Source organism: Paucibacter aquatile, assembly GCF_002885975.1.
In the GTDB taxonomy this organism is placed as follows: domain Bacteria; phylum Pseudomonadota; class Gammaproteobacteria; order Burkholderiales; family Burkholderiaceae_C; genus Paucibacter_A; species Paucibacter_A aquatilis.
Window position 1 is genome coordinate 1,749,620 of sequence record NZ_POSP01000003.1, and the last position, 16,972, is coordinate 1,766,591.

14 protein-coding genes are annotated in these 16,972 nt (G+C 68.6%); 8 read left to right on the forward strand and 6 right to left on the reverse strand.

The window, feature by feature from the left end; translation table 11 throughout:
• Window positions 1-35 precede the first annotated feature (35 nt).
• The 5 genes from C1O66_RS10760 to C1O66_RS10780 form a co-directional block, all read right to left on the reverse strand.
• Window positions 36-3,248: an efflux RND transporter permease subunit gene (locus tag C1O66_RS10760; RefSeq protein ID WP_102767880.1), complete on the reverse strand. Its 3,213-nt coding sequence runs from the start codon at window positions 3,246-3,248 to the stop codon at window positions 36-38.
• A gap of 26 nt (window positions 3,249-3,274) precedes the next feature.
• Complete coding sequence (locus C1O66_RS10765) at window positions 3,275-4,597, reverse strand: efflux RND transporter periplasmic adaptor subunit (protein ID WP_102767881.1); 1,323 nt, start codon at window positions 4,595-4,597, stop codon at window positions 3,275-3,277.
• Window positions 4,594-5,877: a TolC family protein gene (locus C1O66_RS10770; RefSeq protein ID WP_102767882.1), complete on the reverse strand. Its 1,284-nt coding sequence runs from the start codon at window positions 5,875-5,877 to the stop codon at window positions 4,594-4,596. The genes C1O66_RS10765 and C1O66_RS10770 overlap by 4 nt, the downstream gene beginning before the upstream one ends.
• Window positions 5,878-6,072: 195 nt before the next feature.
• Window positions 6,073-6,456 (reverse strand): hypothetical protein, encoded by a 384-nt coding sequence (locus C1O66_RS10775; RefSeq protein ID WP_133155172.1) that lies wholly within the window; start codon window positions 6,454-6,456, stop codon window positions 6,073-6,075.
• A gap of 72 nt (window positions 6,457-6,528) precedes the next feature.
• Complete coding sequence (locus C1O66_RS10780; RefSeq protein WP_394341025.1) at window positions 6,529-8,838, reverse strand: heavy metal translocating P-type ATPase; 2,310 nt, start codon at window positions 8,836-8,838, stop codon at window positions 6,529-6,531.
• 85 nt (window positions 8,839-8,923) lie between these two features.
• On the opposite strand from C1O66_RS10780, the gene C1O66_RS10785 reads away from it, so the two are divergent.
• From C1O66_RS10785 to C1O66_RS10805, 5 genes are all read left to right on the forward strand, one after another.
• Window positions 8,924-9,247 carry an ArsR/SmtB family transcription factor gene (locus tag C1O66_RS10785; RefSeq protein WP_102767884.1) on the forward strand — a complete coding sequence of 108 codons (324 nt, stop codon included), beginning with the start codon at window positions 8,924-8,926 and terminating at the stop codon, window positions 9,245-9,247.
• Window positions 9,248-9,420: 173 nt separating this feature from the next.
• Entirely contained in the window at window positions 9,421-9,927 is a 507-nt protein-coding gene (locus C1O66_RS10790) for an arsenate reductase ArsC (RefSeq protein ID WP_102767885.1), read from the forward strand.
• A gap of 22 nt (window positions 9,928-9,949) precedes the next feature.
• On the forward strand, window positions 9,950-10,627 hold the full coding sequence (locus C1O66_RS10795; protein WP_102769592.1) for an aquaporin: 678 nt from the start codon (window positions 9,950-9,952) through the stop codon (window positions 10,625-10,627).
• A complete protein-coding gene (arsH, locus tag C1O66_RS10800) occupies window positions 10,624-11,358 on the forward strand; it encodes an arsenical resistance protein ArsH (RefSeq protein ID WP_102767886.1) in 735 nt (244 codons plus the stop codon). Before C1O66_RS10795 ends, arsH begins: the two co-directional genes overlap by 4 nt.
• A 198-nt stretch (window positions 11,359-11,556) precedes the next feature.
• A complete protein-coding gene (locus C1O66_RS10805; protein WP_165794560.1) occupies window positions 11,557-12,558 on the forward strand; it encodes a choice-of-anchor A family protein in 1,002 nt (333 codons plus the stop codon).
• 91 nt (window positions 12,559-12,649) lie between these two features.
• Here C1O66_RS10805 and C1O66_RS10810 read toward each other — a convergent pair whose 3' ends face one another.
• Window positions 12,650-13,549: a type IV pilus assembly protein FimV gene (locus tag C1O66_RS10810; RefSeq protein ID WP_102767888.1), complete on the reverse strand. Its 900-nt coding sequence runs from the start codon at window positions 13,547-13,549 to the stop codon at window positions 12,650-12,652.
• 238 nt (window positions 13,550-13,787) lie between these two features.
• Between C1O66_RS10810 and C1O66_RS10815 the strand changes: the two genes are divergently transcribed.
• From C1O66_RS10815 to C1O66_RS10825, 3 genes are all read left to right on the forward strand, one after another.
• Window positions 13,788-14,930, forward strand: a complete 1,143-nt coding sequence (locus C1O66_RS10815; protein WP_243392771.1) for a YybH family protein — start codon at window positions 13,788-13,790, stop codon at window positions 14,928-14,930.
• An 81-nt stretch (window positions 14,931-15,011) separates the two neighbouring features.
• Window positions 15,012-16,382, forward strand: a complete 1,371-nt coding sequence (locus tag C1O66_RS10820) for a L,D-transpeptidase family protein (RefSeq protein ID WP_102767889.1) — start codon at window positions 15,012-15,014, stop codon at window positions 16,380-16,382.
• Window positions 16,383-16,532: 150 nt separating this feature from the next.
• Window positions 16,533-16,934 (forward strand): hypothetical protein, encoded by a 402-nt coding sequence (locus C1O66_RS10825; RefSeq protein ID WP_102767890.1) that lies wholly within the window; start codon window positions 16,533-16,535, stop codon window positions 16,932-16,934.
• Window positions 16,935-16,972: the final 38 nt, after the last annotated feature.

Genomic DNA, 16,972 nt, shown 5'->3' on the forward strand with positions numbered 1-16,972 from the left:
GGCGGCGGCAAGCCTAGCATTTGCAGCGGCCAGGCCTAAGCGCGGATGTCAGCGGCACTTGCGTTTGCTTGCAACTGTTGCTCTTCGTGCGCTTGTGCGCTGTGCGCCAAGTTCTGGCGCGCAGCCCATCGCCCATGCACCCAGCGATACAGCACCGGCAGCACCAGCAAGGTCAGCGCCGTCGAGGACAGAATGCCGCCGATCACCACCGTGGCCAGCGGGCGCTGGACCTCGGCGCCGGTGCCCACGGCCAAGGCCATGGGCACGAAGCCGAGCGAGGCGACCAGGGCCGTCATCAGCACTGGGCGCAGGCGAGTGAGCGCGCCTTCGCGCACGGCATCATCCAGAGCCATGCCTTGCTCTTCGCGCAGGCTGCGGATGTAGGCAATCATCACCAGGCCGTTGAGCACCGCCACGCCGGACAGGGCGATGAAGCCCACACCGGCCGAGATGGACAGCGGGATGTCGCGCAGCCACAGCGCCGCAATGCCGCCGCTGAGCGCAAAGGGCACGCCGGTGAAGACCAGCAGGCCGTCCTTGAGGTCGCGGAACATGGCGAACAGCAGCAAAAAGACCAGGCTCAGGGCCAGGGGCACGACGATCTTCAGGCGCTGGCTGGCAGACTGCAGCTGCTCGAAGGTGCCGCCCCACTGGGTCCAGTAGCCCGGCGGGATCTTGACCTCGGCCTGCAGCCGGGCTTGCGCCTCGGCCACAAAGGAGCCGATATCGCGTCCGCGCACATTGGCCGTCACGACCACGCGGCGTTTGCCTTGCTCACGGCTGAGCTGGTTGGGGCCCGGCGCCATGTCGAACTGGGCCACCTCACCCAGAGTCACGTAGGCTGGCGAGGCATTGCCTCCAGTAGATGGCAAACGCAGCGGCAAGCGCTTGAGCGCCTCGACATCGCTGCGCAGGGTCTCGGGCAGGCGCACGAGGATGTCGAAGCGGCGGTCGCCCTCAAACAGGGTGCCCGCCTCCTGGCCGCCGATGGCGATGGCCGCGCTCTCCTGCACCTCGGCCACGCTCAGGCCCAGGCGGGCCAGCTTGGCGCGGTCCAACTGCAGGCTGAGCATGGGCAGGCCGGTGGTCTGTTCGACCTTGACGTCGGCCGCACCGGGGATGCGCTGCAGCACGGCCGCGATGGCCTCGGCGCTGCGCTCCATCACCGCCATCTCGTCGCCAAACACCTTGACGGCCACATCGCTGCGCACGCCCGAGATCAGCTCGTTGAAGCGCATCTGGATGGGCTGGGTGAACTCGTAGTTCTGCCCCGGCACCTGGGCCACGGCCGCCTGCAGCGCCGCCACCAGGTCGGCCGTGGGCCGCTTGGGGTCGGGCCACTGGGCGCGCGGCTTGAGCATGACAAAGGTGTCGGCCACATTGGGCGGCATGGGGTCGGTGGCGATCTCGGCCGTGCCCAGCTTGGCGTAGACGCGCTGCACCTCGGGGAAGGTCTGGATCACCCGCTCCAGCTCGGCCTGCATGGCCACCGATTGACTCAGGCTGGTGCCCGGAATGCGCAAAGCATGCAGGGCAATATCGCCCTCATCCAGGCTGGGCACGAATTCGCTGCCCATGCGGCTGAGCATCAGGCCGCTCAGGCTCACTGACACTGCCGCCAGCGCCAGCACCAGGGGCTTGTTCAGCAAGGCCCAGTCCAAGGCCGGCGCATAGCCGCGGCGAGCCCAGCCCATCAGGCGGTTTTCCTTTTCGGCCACATGCTCGCCGATGAACAAGGCCACGGCCGCCGGCACAAAGGTCAGCGACAAGATCATGGCGCCGGCCAGGGCCGCCACCACGGTGAAGGCCATGGGATGGAACATCTTGCCCTCCACACCACTGAGGGCAAAGATCGGCAGGTAGACCACCATGATGATGAGCTGGCCGTAGAGTAGCGGCCGGCGCGCCTCGCGCGCGGCGGCAAACACCTCGGCAAAGCGCTCGCTGCGGCTCAAGCGTCGGCCGGCCAGGGCCTGGGCATGGGCCAGGCGGCGCACGCAGTTCTCAACGATGACCACGGCGCCGTCGATGATGATGCCGAAGTCCAGCGCGCCCAAGCTCATCAGATTGGCGCTGACGCGATTGGCCACCATGCCGCTGAAGGTGAACAGCATGGCCAGCGGAATCACCGCCGCCGTGATCAGGGCCGCGCGCAGATTGCCGAGGAAGAGAAAGAGCACGGCCACCACCAGCAGCGCGCCCTCGAAGAGATTGCTCTTGACGGTGGCTATCGCCTTGTCGATCAGCACGGTGCGGTCGTAGACCGTCTGCACGATCACGCCCTCGGGCAGGCTGCGGGCGATCTCTTTCAGCTTGAGATCTACCGCGCGCGCGACCACGCGGCTGTTCTCGCCCATCAGCATGAAGACCGTGCCCAGCACCACCTCGCGGCCGTTCTCGGTGGCCGCGCCGCTGCGCAGCTCCTGGCCCAGACCCACCTCGGCCACATCGCGCACGCGCAGCGGCAGGCCCTGGCGGGTCTGGATCACCGTGTTGGCGATGTCCTCGATCGAGCCCAGCTGACCCGGCGCGCGGATCAAATACTGCTCACCGCGCCGCTCGATATAGCCGGCGCCGACATTGCTGTTGTTGCGCTCCAGCGCCTGCACCAGCTCGACCAGGCTCAGGCCATGGGCCACCAGCAGTTCGGGCCGGGGCGCCACCAGGTACTCCTTGGCATGGCCGCCGATGGTGTTGATCTCGGTCACGCCGGGCACGGTGCGCAGCTGCGGCTTGACGATCCAGTCCTGGATCTCGCGCAGATCGCTGAGCGTGTAGGCCTGGCCATCCGGCCGTCGCGCATCAGGCTTGGCCTCCACCGTCCACATATAGATTTCACCGAGGCCGGTGGCGATGGGGCCGAGGGCCGGCGCCAGGCCGGCCGGCAGCTGGCCACGCGCCTGCTGGATGCGCTCGTTCACCAGCTGACGGGCGAAGTAGATGTCGGTGCCGTCCTTGAACACCACGGTCACCTGGGACAGGCCGTAGCGCGAGAGCGAACGCGTCTGTTCCAGATTCGGCAGGCCGGCCATGGCCGTCTCGATGGGGAAGCTGACGCGCTGCTCGGATTCCAGCGGCGAGTAGCCCGGCGCCTCGGTGTTGATCTGCACCTGGACATTGGTGATGTCCGGCACGGCGTCGATGGGCAGGCGCTGCAGGCTGTACAAGCCCCACAGCGCCATGGCCAGCACGCCCAGCATCACCGCCCAGCGCTGGGCGATGGCGGCTCGTATGAGTTTTTCAAACATGATGGTTTGCGTCCTCTCGCTCTTTTTCAATGCGCGTGGGCCGCAGCCGACTTGCCCAGATCGGCCTTGACGACAAAACTGTTGGCCGAGGCATAGCGCTCCCCGGCGCTCAGGCCTTGCAGCACCTCGGTGTGGCGGTCGTCGCTGCGGCCCAGGCGCACAGCGCGGGCCACCATGCGCTGGCCTTCGCGCACATAGACCTCGTCGCGGCCTTCGCGGCTTTGCAGCGCTTCGTTGCGCACTGCCACCGGCACCGTCACCTCAGCCGAGGCGCCCGTTTGGCCGGTTTGCAGCGCCACCGTCACCGGCTGGCCCGGCCGCCACTGGCCGCGCGGGTTGGGCAGCAGCAAGCGGGCCATGGCGCTGCGGCTTTGCTCGGCCACGGTGCTGCCGATATGGCTCAGCGTCAGCGCCGGCTCGCTGGCCGGCGCACCCTGGATGCGGCCGCGCGCGCCGATCTGCAGCTGGCCCAGGGCCTGCACCGGCAGGCTCAGCTCCACCCACAGCGTGCCCAGATCGGCCAGCTGGAAGATGGGCGCATCGTCCTTGAGCACCTCGCCGACGCTGATCTTTTTCTCGACCACCACGCCGGCCATGGGCGCACGGACCTCGTAACGGGTCAGGCCCGCGGTGCCGCTGGCCGCCGCGCCAGCGCCCAGGGCTTGCAGCTTCTGGCGCGCGTTTTCGGCGGTGATCTCCGCCTCCTGGAAGGCCTGGCGGGCTTGCAAATAGTCCTGCTCGGCACTGATCTTTTCTTCCCAGAGCTTCTTCTCGCGCTCGTAGACGCCGCGCGCCAGGGCCAGGCGCTTTTGCGCGGCCAACAGCTCGCTGCGCTGGTCAGCCAGGGCCTGGCTGGAGATGACGGCAAGCACCTGGCCGGCCTGCACCCGGTCCCCGGCGCTGACGCGCACCGCCTCGACCTGGCCGGCCAGGCGCGGCGTCACCAGCACGCTGCGGTCCTGGTTCAGCTTGACCTCGCCCAGCAGCTCCAGGCTGCGGGCCAGCTTGGCCGGCCCGGCGGCTTCCAGGCGGATGGCCTGGCGCTGCAGCTGCTCGTCGCTGAGCTCGACGAATTCTTCGCCGCCGTCGGCGGAGCTGGCCGCCACAGCAGGGGCCGAGGCGGCCACCACGGGCGGGGCCGCCACAGAGGGCGCCTCTTCGTGGGGCGCCTCACCTTCGCCGTGCGCATGGGCGTCAGCCCCGGCCACGGCCGGCCCGCCGCGCAGGATGGCCCAGCCGCCGGCCAGGCCCAGGGCCAGCACCATGGCCACGGCCAGGGCCTGCTTCTTGGGGCGCGCTGCCGGGCTGGGATTTGTAGCTTCAGTGGGAGTGTTGCTCTTCTTCATCATGATGTGGTGTCTTGTTGGGTGGCGGGCTGCTCGGTGAAAGGCGGCAAACCCAAAAGCCGGGCGATCTCGGCGGCGGCGCGCCAGGCTTCGGCGCTCTGGCGCAGGGCTTGCTGGCGCAGCTGGAACAGGCTGCGCTGGGCATCGAGCACATCAATGAAAGCGAACTTGCCCAGCTCGTAGCCGCGCAGCGCGGTGTCAAACGCCGTCTGCGCCAGCGGCAGCTGCTGCTCGCGCAGGCTCAGCTGCTGCAGGCGGGTCTGGCGCAGGCGCTCCTGGGCTTGCGCCAGGTCCAAGCGCAGGCGCACCTGCGCAGCGGCCAGTTGCTCGCGCGCCTGCTCCTCGCGCTTCAGCGCTTCGAGCAGATTGCCCTCGTTGCGATCGCGCAGCGGCAAAGGCAGAGACAGGCCGACCACGGCCATGCTTCGCCCTGTTTCTGCCTCACGCTTGGCGCCCAGGCTGACGGTTACATCTGGCACGCGCTTGGCGCGCTCGCCGGCCGTCAGGGCCTGGCGGCGGGCGATGTCCAGGCGAGCCAGGCGCAGGGCCGGCGCTTCATCGAGCGCCGTGCTGCTGGGCGCGGCTTCGGCGCTGCTTGGCGGCATCTGCTCGGCCTGGCCCTCGGCGCGATCGAAGCGAGCCTCGGCGCCGCCCCAGAGCGCCGCCAGGCGCTGGCGGGCCAGGTTCAGCTCACTGCGCGCCTGGGCCAGGTCCGCACGCACGGTGCCGGCGGCGACCTGCGCCTTGTGCAATTCCAGCGGCGCCACCTTGCCGGCCTGCAGGCGCAGCTGTACCGCCTGCACGCTGCGCTCGGCCAGCTGCATGGCCGATTCGCTCAGGCGCTGCTGCTCCTGCGCTGCCAGCAGTTCAAAAAACGCCGTGCTGACAGCGGCCTGCAGCTCGGCCTGCCGCGCCAGCAAGCCCACGGCCGCCTGCTCGCGGGCATGGGCGGCCGCGGCCACCCGGGCGGCGCGCTTGCCGCCCAGCTCCAGGGCCTGGCTCCACTGCACGGTGCTGCTGCGGCTGGCACGGCGCGTGTCTTCGATCAGCAGGCTGAGCTCGGGGTTGGGGCCGACACCGGCTTGCTGCTCGGCCGCTTCCTGAGCCTGCAGCTCCAGGCGCGCAGCGGCCAGATCGGGGTTGTGGCTCAGTGCCAGGTTCAGGGCTTGCGGCAGGCTCAAGCTCGCCGCGATGGCAGGTTCAGGCGTTTGCGCCCGCAAGCACGGGCTCAGCAGCGCCAGGGCGCAGAGCGACAGCAGCGCCGCGGCGCGTGTCATCCGCATCGGCACGGGGCCAACAGAATTGGAAAAAGGGGTTCGCATCGAACACTCCGGTTTGTGTGGAAAAACAGCACATACGGGTGGTCGGCGCAGCGTCCGGCGGGCCTGAAAAAGAAGCGTTCAGGCCGAACTCATCTCACACGGCCAGGCCGCGTGAGGACAAACAAAAGGGAAAAAGAGTCTTGGACGACGCGCCGCTCAGGCGCGCAGCCAGTTGGGGCGGTCGCGCCCCTCGGGAATGTGCGAGCGCGCCGCTGCGCAGCGCGGCGGCGGGCGCCGCTGTGCGCCGTCGGCCTGGGCATCCAGATCGGCGTCGGGCGACAGGGCCAGGGGCGAATGATTGCAATGGCAGTGGCCGAGGGCGCAAACGTCCTGGGCCCTGGCCTCACCAACATCGCCGACATCGCCGTCATCACTGACGGCGAGTGGCTCACGCGGCTCGGCATGCGCCTGGCCTTGCAGATGCACGGCCGCCTCCAGGGCGCTGGCCTGGAACTCCTTGATGCAGCACAGCGCTGCCGCGGCCCAGCTGGACTGGGCCAGCATCAACAGTGCCAGCAAGGTAAGGAGGAGACGACGCATGGAGAAGGCTTGAACAGAAGCGGGCGCAGTATAGCCAGCGGGGGCGAAGCGGATGCGGGTAAACGCTGAATTTCAGCGGCGAGTGCAGCGCAGCATGCGCAGGCCGTTGAACACCACCAGCAGGCTGGCGCCCATATCGGCGAACACCGCCATCCACATGGTCGCGCTGCCGAACAAGGCGGCCAGCAAAAAAGCCGCCTTGATGCCCAGCGCCAAGGCGATGTTCTGCCAGAGCACGGCGCGGGCGCGGCGCGAAAGGCGAATGGTCTCGGGCAGGCGCGACAGGTCGTCGTTCATCACCACCACATCGGCTGCCTCCATGGCCGTGTGCGTGCCGGCGCCGCCCATGGCAAAACCGATGTCGGCGCGGGCCAGGGCCGGCGCGTCGTTGATGCCGTCGCCGACCATGGCCGTGGGGCCCAGGCGGGCCTGCAGCTCGGTGATGGCGGCCAGCTTGTCCTCGGGCAGCAGATTGGCGCGCAGCTCGGTGATGCCCAGCTGGGCCGCGATCGCCTGGGCGGTGCGCGGGTTGTCGCCAGAAAGCATGACCGGGGTCAGGCCCAGGGCGATCAGGTCGGCCACGGCCTGGCGGCTGGAAGGTTTGACCGTGTCGGCCACGGCGCACAAGGCCAGCACGCCGCCGGCATCGGCCAGCAGGCTGACGCTGCAGCCGGCCTGCTCATGCCGCGCCATCTGCTCCTCCAGCGTCGGCGAGCACTGGCTGCGCTCCTCGATCCAGCGGTGGTTGGCCAGCACCAGCGCCTGGCCCTCGACCTGAGCAGCCACGCCGCGGCCGGCTTCAGCGCGAAAGCCCTGCACCTCGGGCACCACGGAGGCCGACAAGCCCTGAGCGATCGCCTTGGACACCGGGTGGTCCGAGCGCGCAGCCAGGGCCTGGGCCCAGGCCTGCACACGCGCCAACTCGGCGGCGGGGCGCAGCAGCTCAAAGTGCGTCAGCACCGGCCGGCCTTCGGTCAGGGTGCCGGTCTTGTCGAGCGCCACCACCTTGAGCTTGCGGGCCTCTTCCAGATAGACCCCGCCCTTGATCAGGATGCCGCGCCGCGCCGCCGCGGCCAAGCCGCTGACCACCGTCACCGGCGTCGAGATCACCAGGGCGCAGGGGCACGCAATCACCAGCAGCACCAGGGCTTTGTAGACCGATTGCAGCCAGGTCCAGCCGGCCAGCCAGGGCATCAAGAGAGCCACTGCCAGCGCCAGCACAAAGACCGCCGGGGTGTAGATGGTCGCAAAGCGATCGACAAAACGCTGCGTCGGCGCGCGGCTGGACTGCGCCTCTTCCACCGCGTGAATGATGCGGGCCAGGGTGCTGTCGGCCGCCAGGGCCGTGACTTCAAATTCCAGCGCTGCGGTCTGGTTGATGGTGCCCGCAAAAAGCGCATCGCCGGCCCGCTTGTCCACCGGCAGGCTCTCGCCCGTGACCGGGGCCTGGTCCACCGCGCTCTGGCCGCGCAGCACGCGGCCGTCCAGAGGCACGCGCTCGCCCGGCTTCAGGCGCACGGTCGAGCCCAAGGCCACCTCGCCACTGGGCAGGCGCCGCCACTGGCCATCGGCCTGCAGCACTTCGGCATCCTCGGGCGCCAGGGCCAGCAGGCTTTGGATGGCATGACGCGCACGGTCCACGGCGCGCGCCTCGATCAGCTCGGCCAGGGCGTACAGCGCCATCACCATGGCCGCCTCGGGCCATTGGCCGATGACAAAAGCGCCGGTGACGGCCACGGCCATCAAGGCATTGATGTTGAGGCGGCCGACGCGCAGCGCCGCCAGGCCTTTTTTGTAGGTCTCCAGCCCGGCCAAGCCGATGGCCGCCAGGGCCAGAGCCATGGAGGCGATCTGCCAGGGCAGCGTGTCCGGCGCGAAAAAGGCCAGGGCTTCGGCGCCCAAGGCCGCCAGCAAGGAGGCGATCAGACGCGAGATGCCCGCACCCAGGCCTTCGGCTGCGGCAGCGCCCGGATCGGCATCCTGGGACAAAAGCTGCGGCTCGTAGCCGAGGCGGCGGATGACAGCCAGGGCCTGGGCCTGCACAGGCTCCGGCGCTTTCAGGGCCAGCTGGCGCTGCGGCAGATCGAAACGCAGCGCTTCGATGCCAGCCAGCGGCTCCAGCACCGCGCGGATCTCGGCCTGCTCCACCGCGCAGTCCATGCTGGCGATGCGGTAGCGGGTGTAGCCGGCCAGCGCTGCGGGCGCAGCCGGAGGCAACACCGGCTCGGCCGTCTCGCAGGCATGGCCGCAGCAGTCGCCGTGGGCGGCCGGCGTGGCCGGGGCTTGGGCATGACCGTGTTCATGGTCATGGTCATGGCTGTGGGCATGACCATGAGTCGCGGAGCGGGAAGCAGAAGGGGCGCGTGTGTCCATGGCTTGCATTGGAAACCCTGGAGTGAGTCCAGAGTCAAGCGCATCGCGGGCTTTTACGTTTCGATAATTCCATAGATATGGAATAATTAATGTCATGCCTGAAGAACACGTCATCCGCGCCCTCGCCGCCTTGGCCCAAAGCCACCGCCTGCGCATCTTTCGCCTGCTGGTGGTCGCCGGGCTGGACGGCCTCACGCCCGGTGCCCTGGCCGAAGCCCTGGGCCTGCCGGCAGCCACCCTGTCGTTTCACCTCAAGGAACTCAGCAACGCCGGCCTGCTCAGCCAGGAGCGACTGGGCCGCAATCTGGTCTACCGCGCCGACTTTGCGCAGATGAACAGCCTGCTGGCCTACCTCAGCGAGAACTGCTGCCAAGGCCAGGACTGCCTGCAGCCCAAGCCGCTGGACTGCGGCTGCTGAGTTGGGGAAGGTGAACAGGTGAACGGGTGAACTCAAGCCGCCCCCTCACGACTCACGACTCACGATTCACCCATTCACCTGTTCACCTGTTCACCTGTTCACCTGTTCACCTTTTCACCTTTTCACCTTTTCACCTTTTCACCTTTTCACCTTTTCACCTTTTCACCCAAGCCATGACCACCCACGTCCTCATCCTCTGCACCCACAACTCCGCACGCAGCGTACTCAGCGAAGGCATGCTCAATCATTGGGCGCAAAAGCTCGGCCGGGATGTACGCGCGCACAGCGCCGGCAGCGCGCCCAGCGGCCGGCTCAACCCCTTCGCGCTGGAAGCCTTGACGAATGCCGGCGTCGATGTCGCGGGCTACCGCAGCAAGAGCTGGGACGAGTTCACGGGCCCGGAGGCGCCGCCGCTGTCCATCGTCATCACCGTCTGTGACAGCGCCGCGGCCGAAACCTGCCCGGTGTTCTTCTCCGGCGGCGAACAACAACCAGTGAAGGTGCACTGGGGCTACCCCGACCCGTCGAACGCCGAGGGCGGCGAGGAGGGCAAGCGCCGCGCTTTCGAGCTGACCCGCCAGGCAATTGCCTACCGCATGCTGCAGCTGCTGGCCCTGCCGCTGGAGCACCTGCGCGGCGCCGAGCTGGCCGCGGCCCTGCAAGCCATTGCGCGCAGCTGAGTCGGCGGGGGCCTTGTTCACCATGCACCATCGCTTGTCATCTCAACAACTGCTGGCCGAAGCCCTGGGCACGGCCCTGTTGCTGGCCATCGTCATCGGATCCGGCATCATGGCCGAGCGCCTGGCCGGCGGCAATGTCGCCCTCGCCCTGCTGGCCAACACGGCCGCCACCGTGGGCGGGCTTTATGTGCTGATCGAGGTTTTCGGCCCCATCAGCGGCGCCCATTTCAACCCGGCCGTGTCCCTGGTGATGGCCTGGCGCCGCGAACTGCCCTGGCCCAGTCTGGCGCCCTTCATCGCCGCCCAGTTGCTCGGTGCGCTACTCGGCGCCTGGGCGGCCCACGCGATGTTCGAGCTGCCCTTGCTGCAGACCTCGGCCAAGCTGCGCGCCGGCCCGGCGCAATGGCTGGCCGAGGGCATCGCCACCGCCGGCCTGCTGCTGGTGATCCTGCGCGCGCCGGCAGGCCGGGCCTCATCCCTGGTGGCGGCCTATATCGGCGCGGCCTACTGGTTCACCGCTTCCACCTCATTTGCCAACCCCGCCGCCGTGTTCGGCCGCATGTTCAGCGACAGCTTTGCCGGCATCGCCCCGGCCAGCGCGCCCGGCTTTGTGCTGGCCGAGCTGCTGGGCGCCGGGCTGGGTCTGGCGCTGCACCATGCGCTCCTACCACGCGCTCTCACCTCGACCCACACGCCATGACTGACGCTCTTCCCATCAAGCCCGAAGACTTCCCAGCTCTGGACACACAGCTGTTCCAGCGCCCCAGTCTCGAAGCCCTGCGCCCTGCCCAGCTCAGCACGCATGCACCGCGCTTTCTGATCCTCTACGGCTCGCTGCGTGAGCGCTCCTTCAGCCGCTTGCTGGCCGAAGAGGCCGGCCGCTTGCTGCAAGCCATGGGCGGCGAAGTGCGATTCTTCAATCCGAGCGGCCTGCCCTTGCCGGACGACAGCAGCGACAGCCACCCCAAGGTGCAGGAGCTGCGCGAGCTGGTGCTGTGGAGCGAGGGCATGGTCTGGAGCAGCCCCGAGCGCCACGGCGCCATGACGGGCGTGATGAAGGCGCAGGTCGACTGGATCCCCCTGAGCAGCGGCGCCGTGCGCCCGACCCAGGGCAAGACCCTGGCGGTGATGCAGGTCAGCGGCGGCTCGCAAAGCTTCAACGCGGTGAACCAGCTGCGCGTGCTGGGCCGCTGGATGCGCATGCTGACCATCCCCAACCAGAGCTCGGTGGCCAAGGCCTGGCAGGAGTTCGACGAGCAAGGCCGCATGAAGCCCTCCAGCTACTACGACCGTGTCGTCGATGTGATGGAAGAGCTCTACAAATTCACCCTGCTGACCCGAGACATCGGCCCCTGCCTGGTGGACCGCTACAGCGAGCGCAAGGAGAGCGCCGAAGCCCTGTCCCAGCGCATGCAGCAGTCAAAATTGTGACGCCAGCCATGCGCCAAACAGAATACCAATATAAAACCACATCCCTCAAACCGGGGGTGAGTAAATAGCGCGTTATTTCTAGAATCCCGCCGGCTGCAGCGCAGGCATTTCCCTGCCTGCACGCCGTTCTTACCCAAGGGATTCATGATGAAAACAAACAGCCTCCGCACAATCAGCGGAATCAAACTGGTATCTGCCGTGGCGACCCTGCTGCTGATGGCCGGTTCGGCACAAGCCTCGGTGATCGACCTGGGCCCGGCCAGCGGCTACAGCGGTTTCTTCTTCGGCAATGTCAACGCGGCTTCGGATGTGGAAGGCCGCCTGGCGGTCGGCGGCAACCTGACCGGCGGCTTCGACATCGGCTATCGCAATGCCTACGGCTCCACCCAGCCCAGCCTGGTGGTCAAGGGCGGCGTGTCGCTGACCAACAGCTCGGGCGGACCGGCCGGCACCGTCTACAACGGCCCCAACACCGACATCGACACCAATGCCGGCATCGGCCCGTCCGAAGCCAGCTGGGTGCCGGGCGCCCTGAACTTCGGCCAGATCGTCTACGGCAGCAGCCTGACGGCCCGCGACTGGCAGTACGGCAGCGCCGTACAGAACGCCAGCTACCTGGACTTCGGCGCCGCCAAGACCCAGCTGAGCAGCCTGTCCACCCAGCTCGCCAGCCTAAGCGCCAACGGCAGCTTCCAGGCCCTGCCCGGCTCGGGCGGCCTCAAGCTGACCGGCGACGGCAGCGACAACCCGCAGGTCTTCAACCTCGGCAACACCTCGCTGGCCACCACCATCACGCTCGAGAACGTCAAGGCCGGCGCCCATGTGATCATCAACAGCACGCTCAGCAATGTGGTGCTCAGCGGTGACTACGGCGGCCACCAGGTCAACTCCAGCGATGCGCTGGCCCAGCACCGCGACCGCATCCTCTACAACTTCAGCAACGCCACCAGCCTGAACGTGGCCAGCTTCATCAACGGCAGCGTGCTGGCCGTGAAGGCGGATGTGATCGGCAGCGGCCACCTGGAGGGCACCCTGATCGCCAACTCCCTGAGCGCCGGCCCGAACGGCCGCCTGGAGCTGGGCTACGAGCCCTTCGTGCCGACCACCCCGGTGCCGGAGCCCGCCAGCGTCGCCCTGATGCTGGCCGGCCTGGGCGCCATCGGCCTGTTCTCGCGCCGCCGCAGCCAGGCCCAGGCCTGATTGCAGCAGCCGCTAGCAGCGAGCAAAGCAAAGGGCTCCCGCGGGAGCCCTTTTTCTGGGGTCTTGCGTCCGGCGGCGACGCCGGTCTCGCTCAGCCTTGACCCGTGGCCTGGCGGCGCTGCCAGAACCAGGCCGCCGCCCCCGCCAGCAGCGCCAGGGCGGCCAGGCCGATCAGCCAGCCGGTGGATTGCGCCTGGCCAGCGGCACGGCGCTGCTCACGGGCCAGCAACTCGCTGCTGAGCTGGGCCATCTCGGCCTGCAACTGCCTTTGCTCGTTCTGCAAAGCGAGGAACTGCGCCTCGGCCTGCTTGATGCGATCGGGCCGCGGGCCTTCGACACCGGGATGGGTCTCGGGCGTGGCGCCTTCGGGGCCACCGACATCCAGGGCCAGCAAGAGACGAATGCCGGCCAGCGGGGCAAACCAGTCGGCGCCGGCGCCGGCGGCGGCGGCGGGTGTGTCAGGGGCACGCTCGGACAGTGAGGCATCCAGGCGCAAGGCAGGGCCGCCGCGATGGCCCCGCGCCGGTGCCGAGGCTTTGGCCGGCGATTGGCCAGCGGCCGCGCGCTCGGGCGCCGGCTGCAGCGGGCCGGCCGCCGTTGGCGGCAAGGCCAGGGCAGGATCCAGCATCAGGCTGAATTGCTGGCGTGGGCAGCCCAGGCTGAGCTGCACCAGGGGTTCGGTCACGGGCGCGGCGGTGTGCAAGCGCATCTGGATGCTGCCGTCGGCCGCCTGCCAATCGATGGCACGCATGAACTCGGCGGTCTTGAGCGTGCGCTCACCGACGCTCAACTCGACCTTGAAGCAGGGGTCGGTCAGGGTCTTGCTGATCTTGTCGCCGGGACTCAGGCGCAGGCCGATCTGCACTTCCAGCGGCTGACCCAGGGCCGAATGCAGACGCGGCGGACTGATGTCCAGCGCCCGGCTGGGGCCGGCGGCCAGCGCCAGCAAGCACAGCACCGGCAGCGCCAGGCCGCGAGCCCGAGGGAACATCCGTTCGTGAAAATCAACGTTATGCAGCATGCACACCAGGGCGGTTCAAGGCTGCTGGGCCTCCAGCAGAAACTGCGACTGACTCTAGCATGCACCCCCTGGGTCAAGAGCCCCAGCAAGGCCGGGAAACCCGGGTAGTTCCGGTGCCAGCCGGCCCGGGCGACGCCGGGGTCGGCCCACTACAATCGGCGCCAATTCCCACTCGGCCGCGACCATGCCCTCCTCCAAGCTCTTGTCCGTGACACGCACCGCGTTCCGCCCGACCGTACTGGCCAGCCTGCTGGCCCTGTCGCTGGGTTTGATGAGCACCGGTCCCGCTCGCGCCGACGAGGTCAGCGAGGTGCAGGCCATCCTGGCCGCCGGCAAGGCCGCCGAGGGCTTGAAAAAAGTCGATCAGCTGCTGGCCGCCAAGCCCGAGGACCCGCGCCTGCGCCTGCAACGCGGCATTGCGCTCTCGCTGCTGAACCGCAATGCCGAAGCCATCGGCGTGTTCCAGAAGCTGATCGAGACCCACCCCGAGCTACCCGGCCCCTACAACAACCTGGCCGTGCTCTACGGCAACCAGGGCGAGTATGAAAAAGCCCGCCAGGCCCTGGAGCTGGCCATCCGCACCAACCCGGCCTACGCGACCGCCTTCCAGAACCTCGGCGATGTCTATGCCCGCCTGGCCGGCCAGGCTTACAAGAAAGCCCTGGCCCTGGACAAGAACGACGGCGTGCTGCCGCTGAAGCTGGCCGTGGTGCAGAACATCTTTGAATCGAGCGTGGACCCGCGCAAGGCGCCCAAGCCCAGCACAGCACCGGCCGCGACACCTGCGCCTGCACCCGCTCCTGCTCCCGCATCGACTCCGGCTCCAGCGCCAGCACCTGCTGCAGCACCAAGCCCTGCGCCGGCGGCCAAGCCTGCACCAGCACCTGCGGTCGCCGCGCCAGCCCCTGCTCCGGCCCCGGCCGTCGTGGCGCCTACTCCGACACCGACCGCCAAGCCAGCGCCTGCGCCCGCCGCCAAGCCTGAAGCGAGCAAGGCCGAGAACAGCGCCGCTGCCGACCGCCAGGCGGTCGAGAACACCATGCTGGCCTGGGCCAAGGCCTGGAGCTCGCGTGACATGAACGGCTACTACGCCGCCTACGCGCCCGACTTCAAGGGCAAATCGCCCAGCCGCAAGGCCTGGGAGCAGGAGCGCCGCGACCGCATCACCAGCAAGAAGAGCATCAAGGTCACGCTCAGCGACATCAAGGTCAAGGTCAGCGGCGACAAGGCCACGGTCAGCCTGCGCCAGGACTACAACTCCGACGCCCTGAGCGTGAAGAGCGGCAAGAGCTTCACCCTGAACCGCGGCCGCAACGGGCGCTGGCAGATTTCGGACGAGACCAACCGCTGATCCCGGTCTGAAGCCACATCGCCCTGCCCCTCCTCTTGCGCCCCGTTATTTCCGTCCGCACTGTTGCGAATCTGCTGTCCCATGCCGGCTCCGAATTCCGATCTTGACCGCCTGGCCGAGCGCCTGTCCTCCCGGCGCCGTCGCGCCGGCCGCCGCCGCCCCCTGCTGATCGCCGGCCTGGCCGCTGCGGTGCTGGGCGCCATCGGCGCCGTCGGTTTTGTCTCGGCGCGGGTGGAGTTGAGCGTACCGTCGGCGCTGAGCGGCAAGAGCGCCAACAGCAAGATCGGAAGCCCCTCGCCCAGCAAGACGCCCGACCTGCTGACGGCCCAGATCGACGGACAAACGCCCGAAGGCCAGCTGATCCAGACCTACCAGCTGCTGGCCCGCGGCGAAGAAGGCCAGGCCTTTGCCCTGGTGGAGCAGCTGGTGCGCCGGCAGCCCGATTTCGCTCTGGCGCAAATGGTTTACGGCACCTTGTTGCTGGCCCGCAGCGGCCAGGGCGAGGCGGTCGAGCGCCAGCTGGCCGCGGCCGGTGGCGCCAAGAGCTCGGACCCGGCGGCGCTGCTGCGCACCGAGGCGCGCCTGCGCCTGGCCGCCCTGGTCGAGCGGCCGCCGCAAGACGCCCTGCCCGAGCAGATGTTCGGACTCTCGCCCAGCGTGCGCCACGCCATCATGGTGGACACCAGCCGCGCCCGGCTGTATCTGTTCGAAAACAGCGCACAGGGCGTGCGCCTGGTGCGCGACAGCTACATCTCGATCGGCAAGCTGGGCACCGGCAAGCTGGTCGAAGGCGACCAGCGCACGCCGCTGGGCACCTACTACGTGGGCCTGCGCCGCGACGAGGCGGCCTCGCGCTACGGCGCCGCCGCCCTGCCGCTGAACTACCCCAACGAGATCGACCGCCTGGCCGGCCGCGGCGGCACCAGCATCTGGCTGCATGGCGAGCGCGCCGGCAATTACGCGCGCAGCCCGCAGTCCACCGACGGCTGCATCGTGCTCAGCAATGACGAGATGCGCCTGCTGGCCGAAACCGTGACGCCGCGCGAGACGCCGGTGCTGGTGATGGACAAGATCCGCTGGGTCAAGAAAAGCAGCGTCAGCAGCCCGCCGGCGCTGGATGCCGGTTTCGAGTCGGCCTTCGAGCAATGGCAGCAGGCCCGCTTGCGCCAAGATGCCGCCACCCTTCGCCAGCTCTACGAACCGGGGCTGCAACGCGGCTCGGACAGCAGCAGCGACAAGCTGGAAACGAATCTGGCGCGCATGGCCCGCCAGGAGCTGCCGGTGCAATCGCTGGAGCGCCTGAGCGTGCTGCCGGGCCAGCATGCGGAGCCGGTGCTCATCGTCACCTACCGTGAGCAGAGCGCCCAGGACGAGCGCGCCCGCCTCAAGCGCCAGTACTGGCGTGAGCAGAACGGGCAATGGAAGATCTTCTTCGACGGTGTGGTCGGCTGATGCCGTGAAGGACTGGCGACGAACCGGCGTGGCCAGCAGGAGCCCTGAGCCTCGTCTGAACTAAAATGCACGATTGCGCCTTCGCCGGCGCCGCCCACCTGGCCGCCGCCGCGCAGCCGCTCCGATTCACGCAGCCCCTGGACAGATACCATGCAACGCTGTGTTCCCCATGCCCTGCTGCTCGCAGCGGGTGCCAGTCTGGCGCTGAGTGCGCCCTATGTCGCGCACGCACAGACCCACCGCCAGTTCAGCCCGCAGACCTTGCGCGGCGAGTTCCAGCTGGTGCAAACACCCGATGTGCTGCTCAACGGCCAGCCAGCCCGGCTCTCGCCCGGCACGCGCGTCTACGGCCCCAACAATCTGCTGCAGCAGCCGGCCAGCCTGGCCGGCCAGAAGCTGACCGTGCACTACACCGTGGCGCCCGATGGCCAGGTGCTCGATGTCTGGGTGCTGAACCCGGTGGAGCTGGCCAACAAGACCTGGCCCCGCACGCCGCTGGAAGCGGCCAGCTGGGCTTTTGAGCCGGGCACCCAGACCTGGCTCAAGCGCTGAGCCCGCGCTTCAGCGCGCCTCCCTCCATTGTTTGATCT

Bases quoted from the DNA above. Each gene is read 5' to 3' on its own strand.
- C1O66_RS10810 (WP_102767888.1), bottom strand. From the start codon at position 13,549: ATGTTCCCTCGGGCTCGCGGCCTGGCGCTGCCGGTGCTGTGCTTGCTG.
- C1O66_RS10765 (WP_102767881.1), bottom strand. From the start codon at position 4,597: ATGATGAAGAAGAGCAACACTCCCACTGAAGCTACAAATCCCAGCCCG.
- C1O66_RS10785 (WP_102767884.1), top strand. From the start codon at position 8,924: ATGCCTGAAGAACACGTCATCCGCGCCCTCGCCGCCTTGGCCCAAAGC.
- C1O66_RS10775 (WP_133155172.1), bottom strand. From the start codon at position 6,456: ATGCGTCGTCTCCTCCTTACCTTGCTGGCACTGTTGATGCTGGCCCAG.
- arsH (WP_102767886.1), top strand. From the start codon at position 10,624: ATGACTGACGCTCTTCCCATCAAGCCCGAAGACTTCCCAGCTCTGGAC.
- C1O66_RS10825 (WP_102767890.1), top strand. From the start codon at position 16,533: ATGCAACGCTGTGTTCCCCATGCCCTGCTGCTCGCAGCGGGTGCCAGT.
- C1O66_RS10770 (WP_102767882.1), bottom strand. From the start codon at position 5,877: ATGCGGATGACACGCGCCGCGGCGCTGCTGTCGCTCTGCGCCCTGGCG.
- C1O66_RS10795 (WP_102769592.1), top strand. From the start codon at position 9,950: ATGCACCATCGCTTGTCATCTCAACAACTGCTGGCCGAAGCCCTGGGC.
- C1O66_RS10820 (WP_102767889.1), top strand. From the start codon at position 15,012: ATGCCGGCTCCGAATTCCGATCTTGACCGCCTGGCCGAGCGCCTGTCC.
- C1O66_RS10760 (WP_102767880.1), bottom strand. From the start codon at position 3,248: ATGTTTGAAAAACTCATACGAGCCGCCATCGCCCAGCGCTGGGCGGTG.
- C1O66_RS10790 (WP_102767885.1), top strand. From the start codon at position 9,421: ATGACCACCCACGTCCTCATCCTCTGCACCCACAACTCCGCACGCAGC.
- C1O66_RS10780 (WP_394341025.1), bottom strand. From the start codon at position 8,838: ATGCAAGCCATGGACACACGCGCCCCTTCTGCTTCCCGCTCCGCGACT.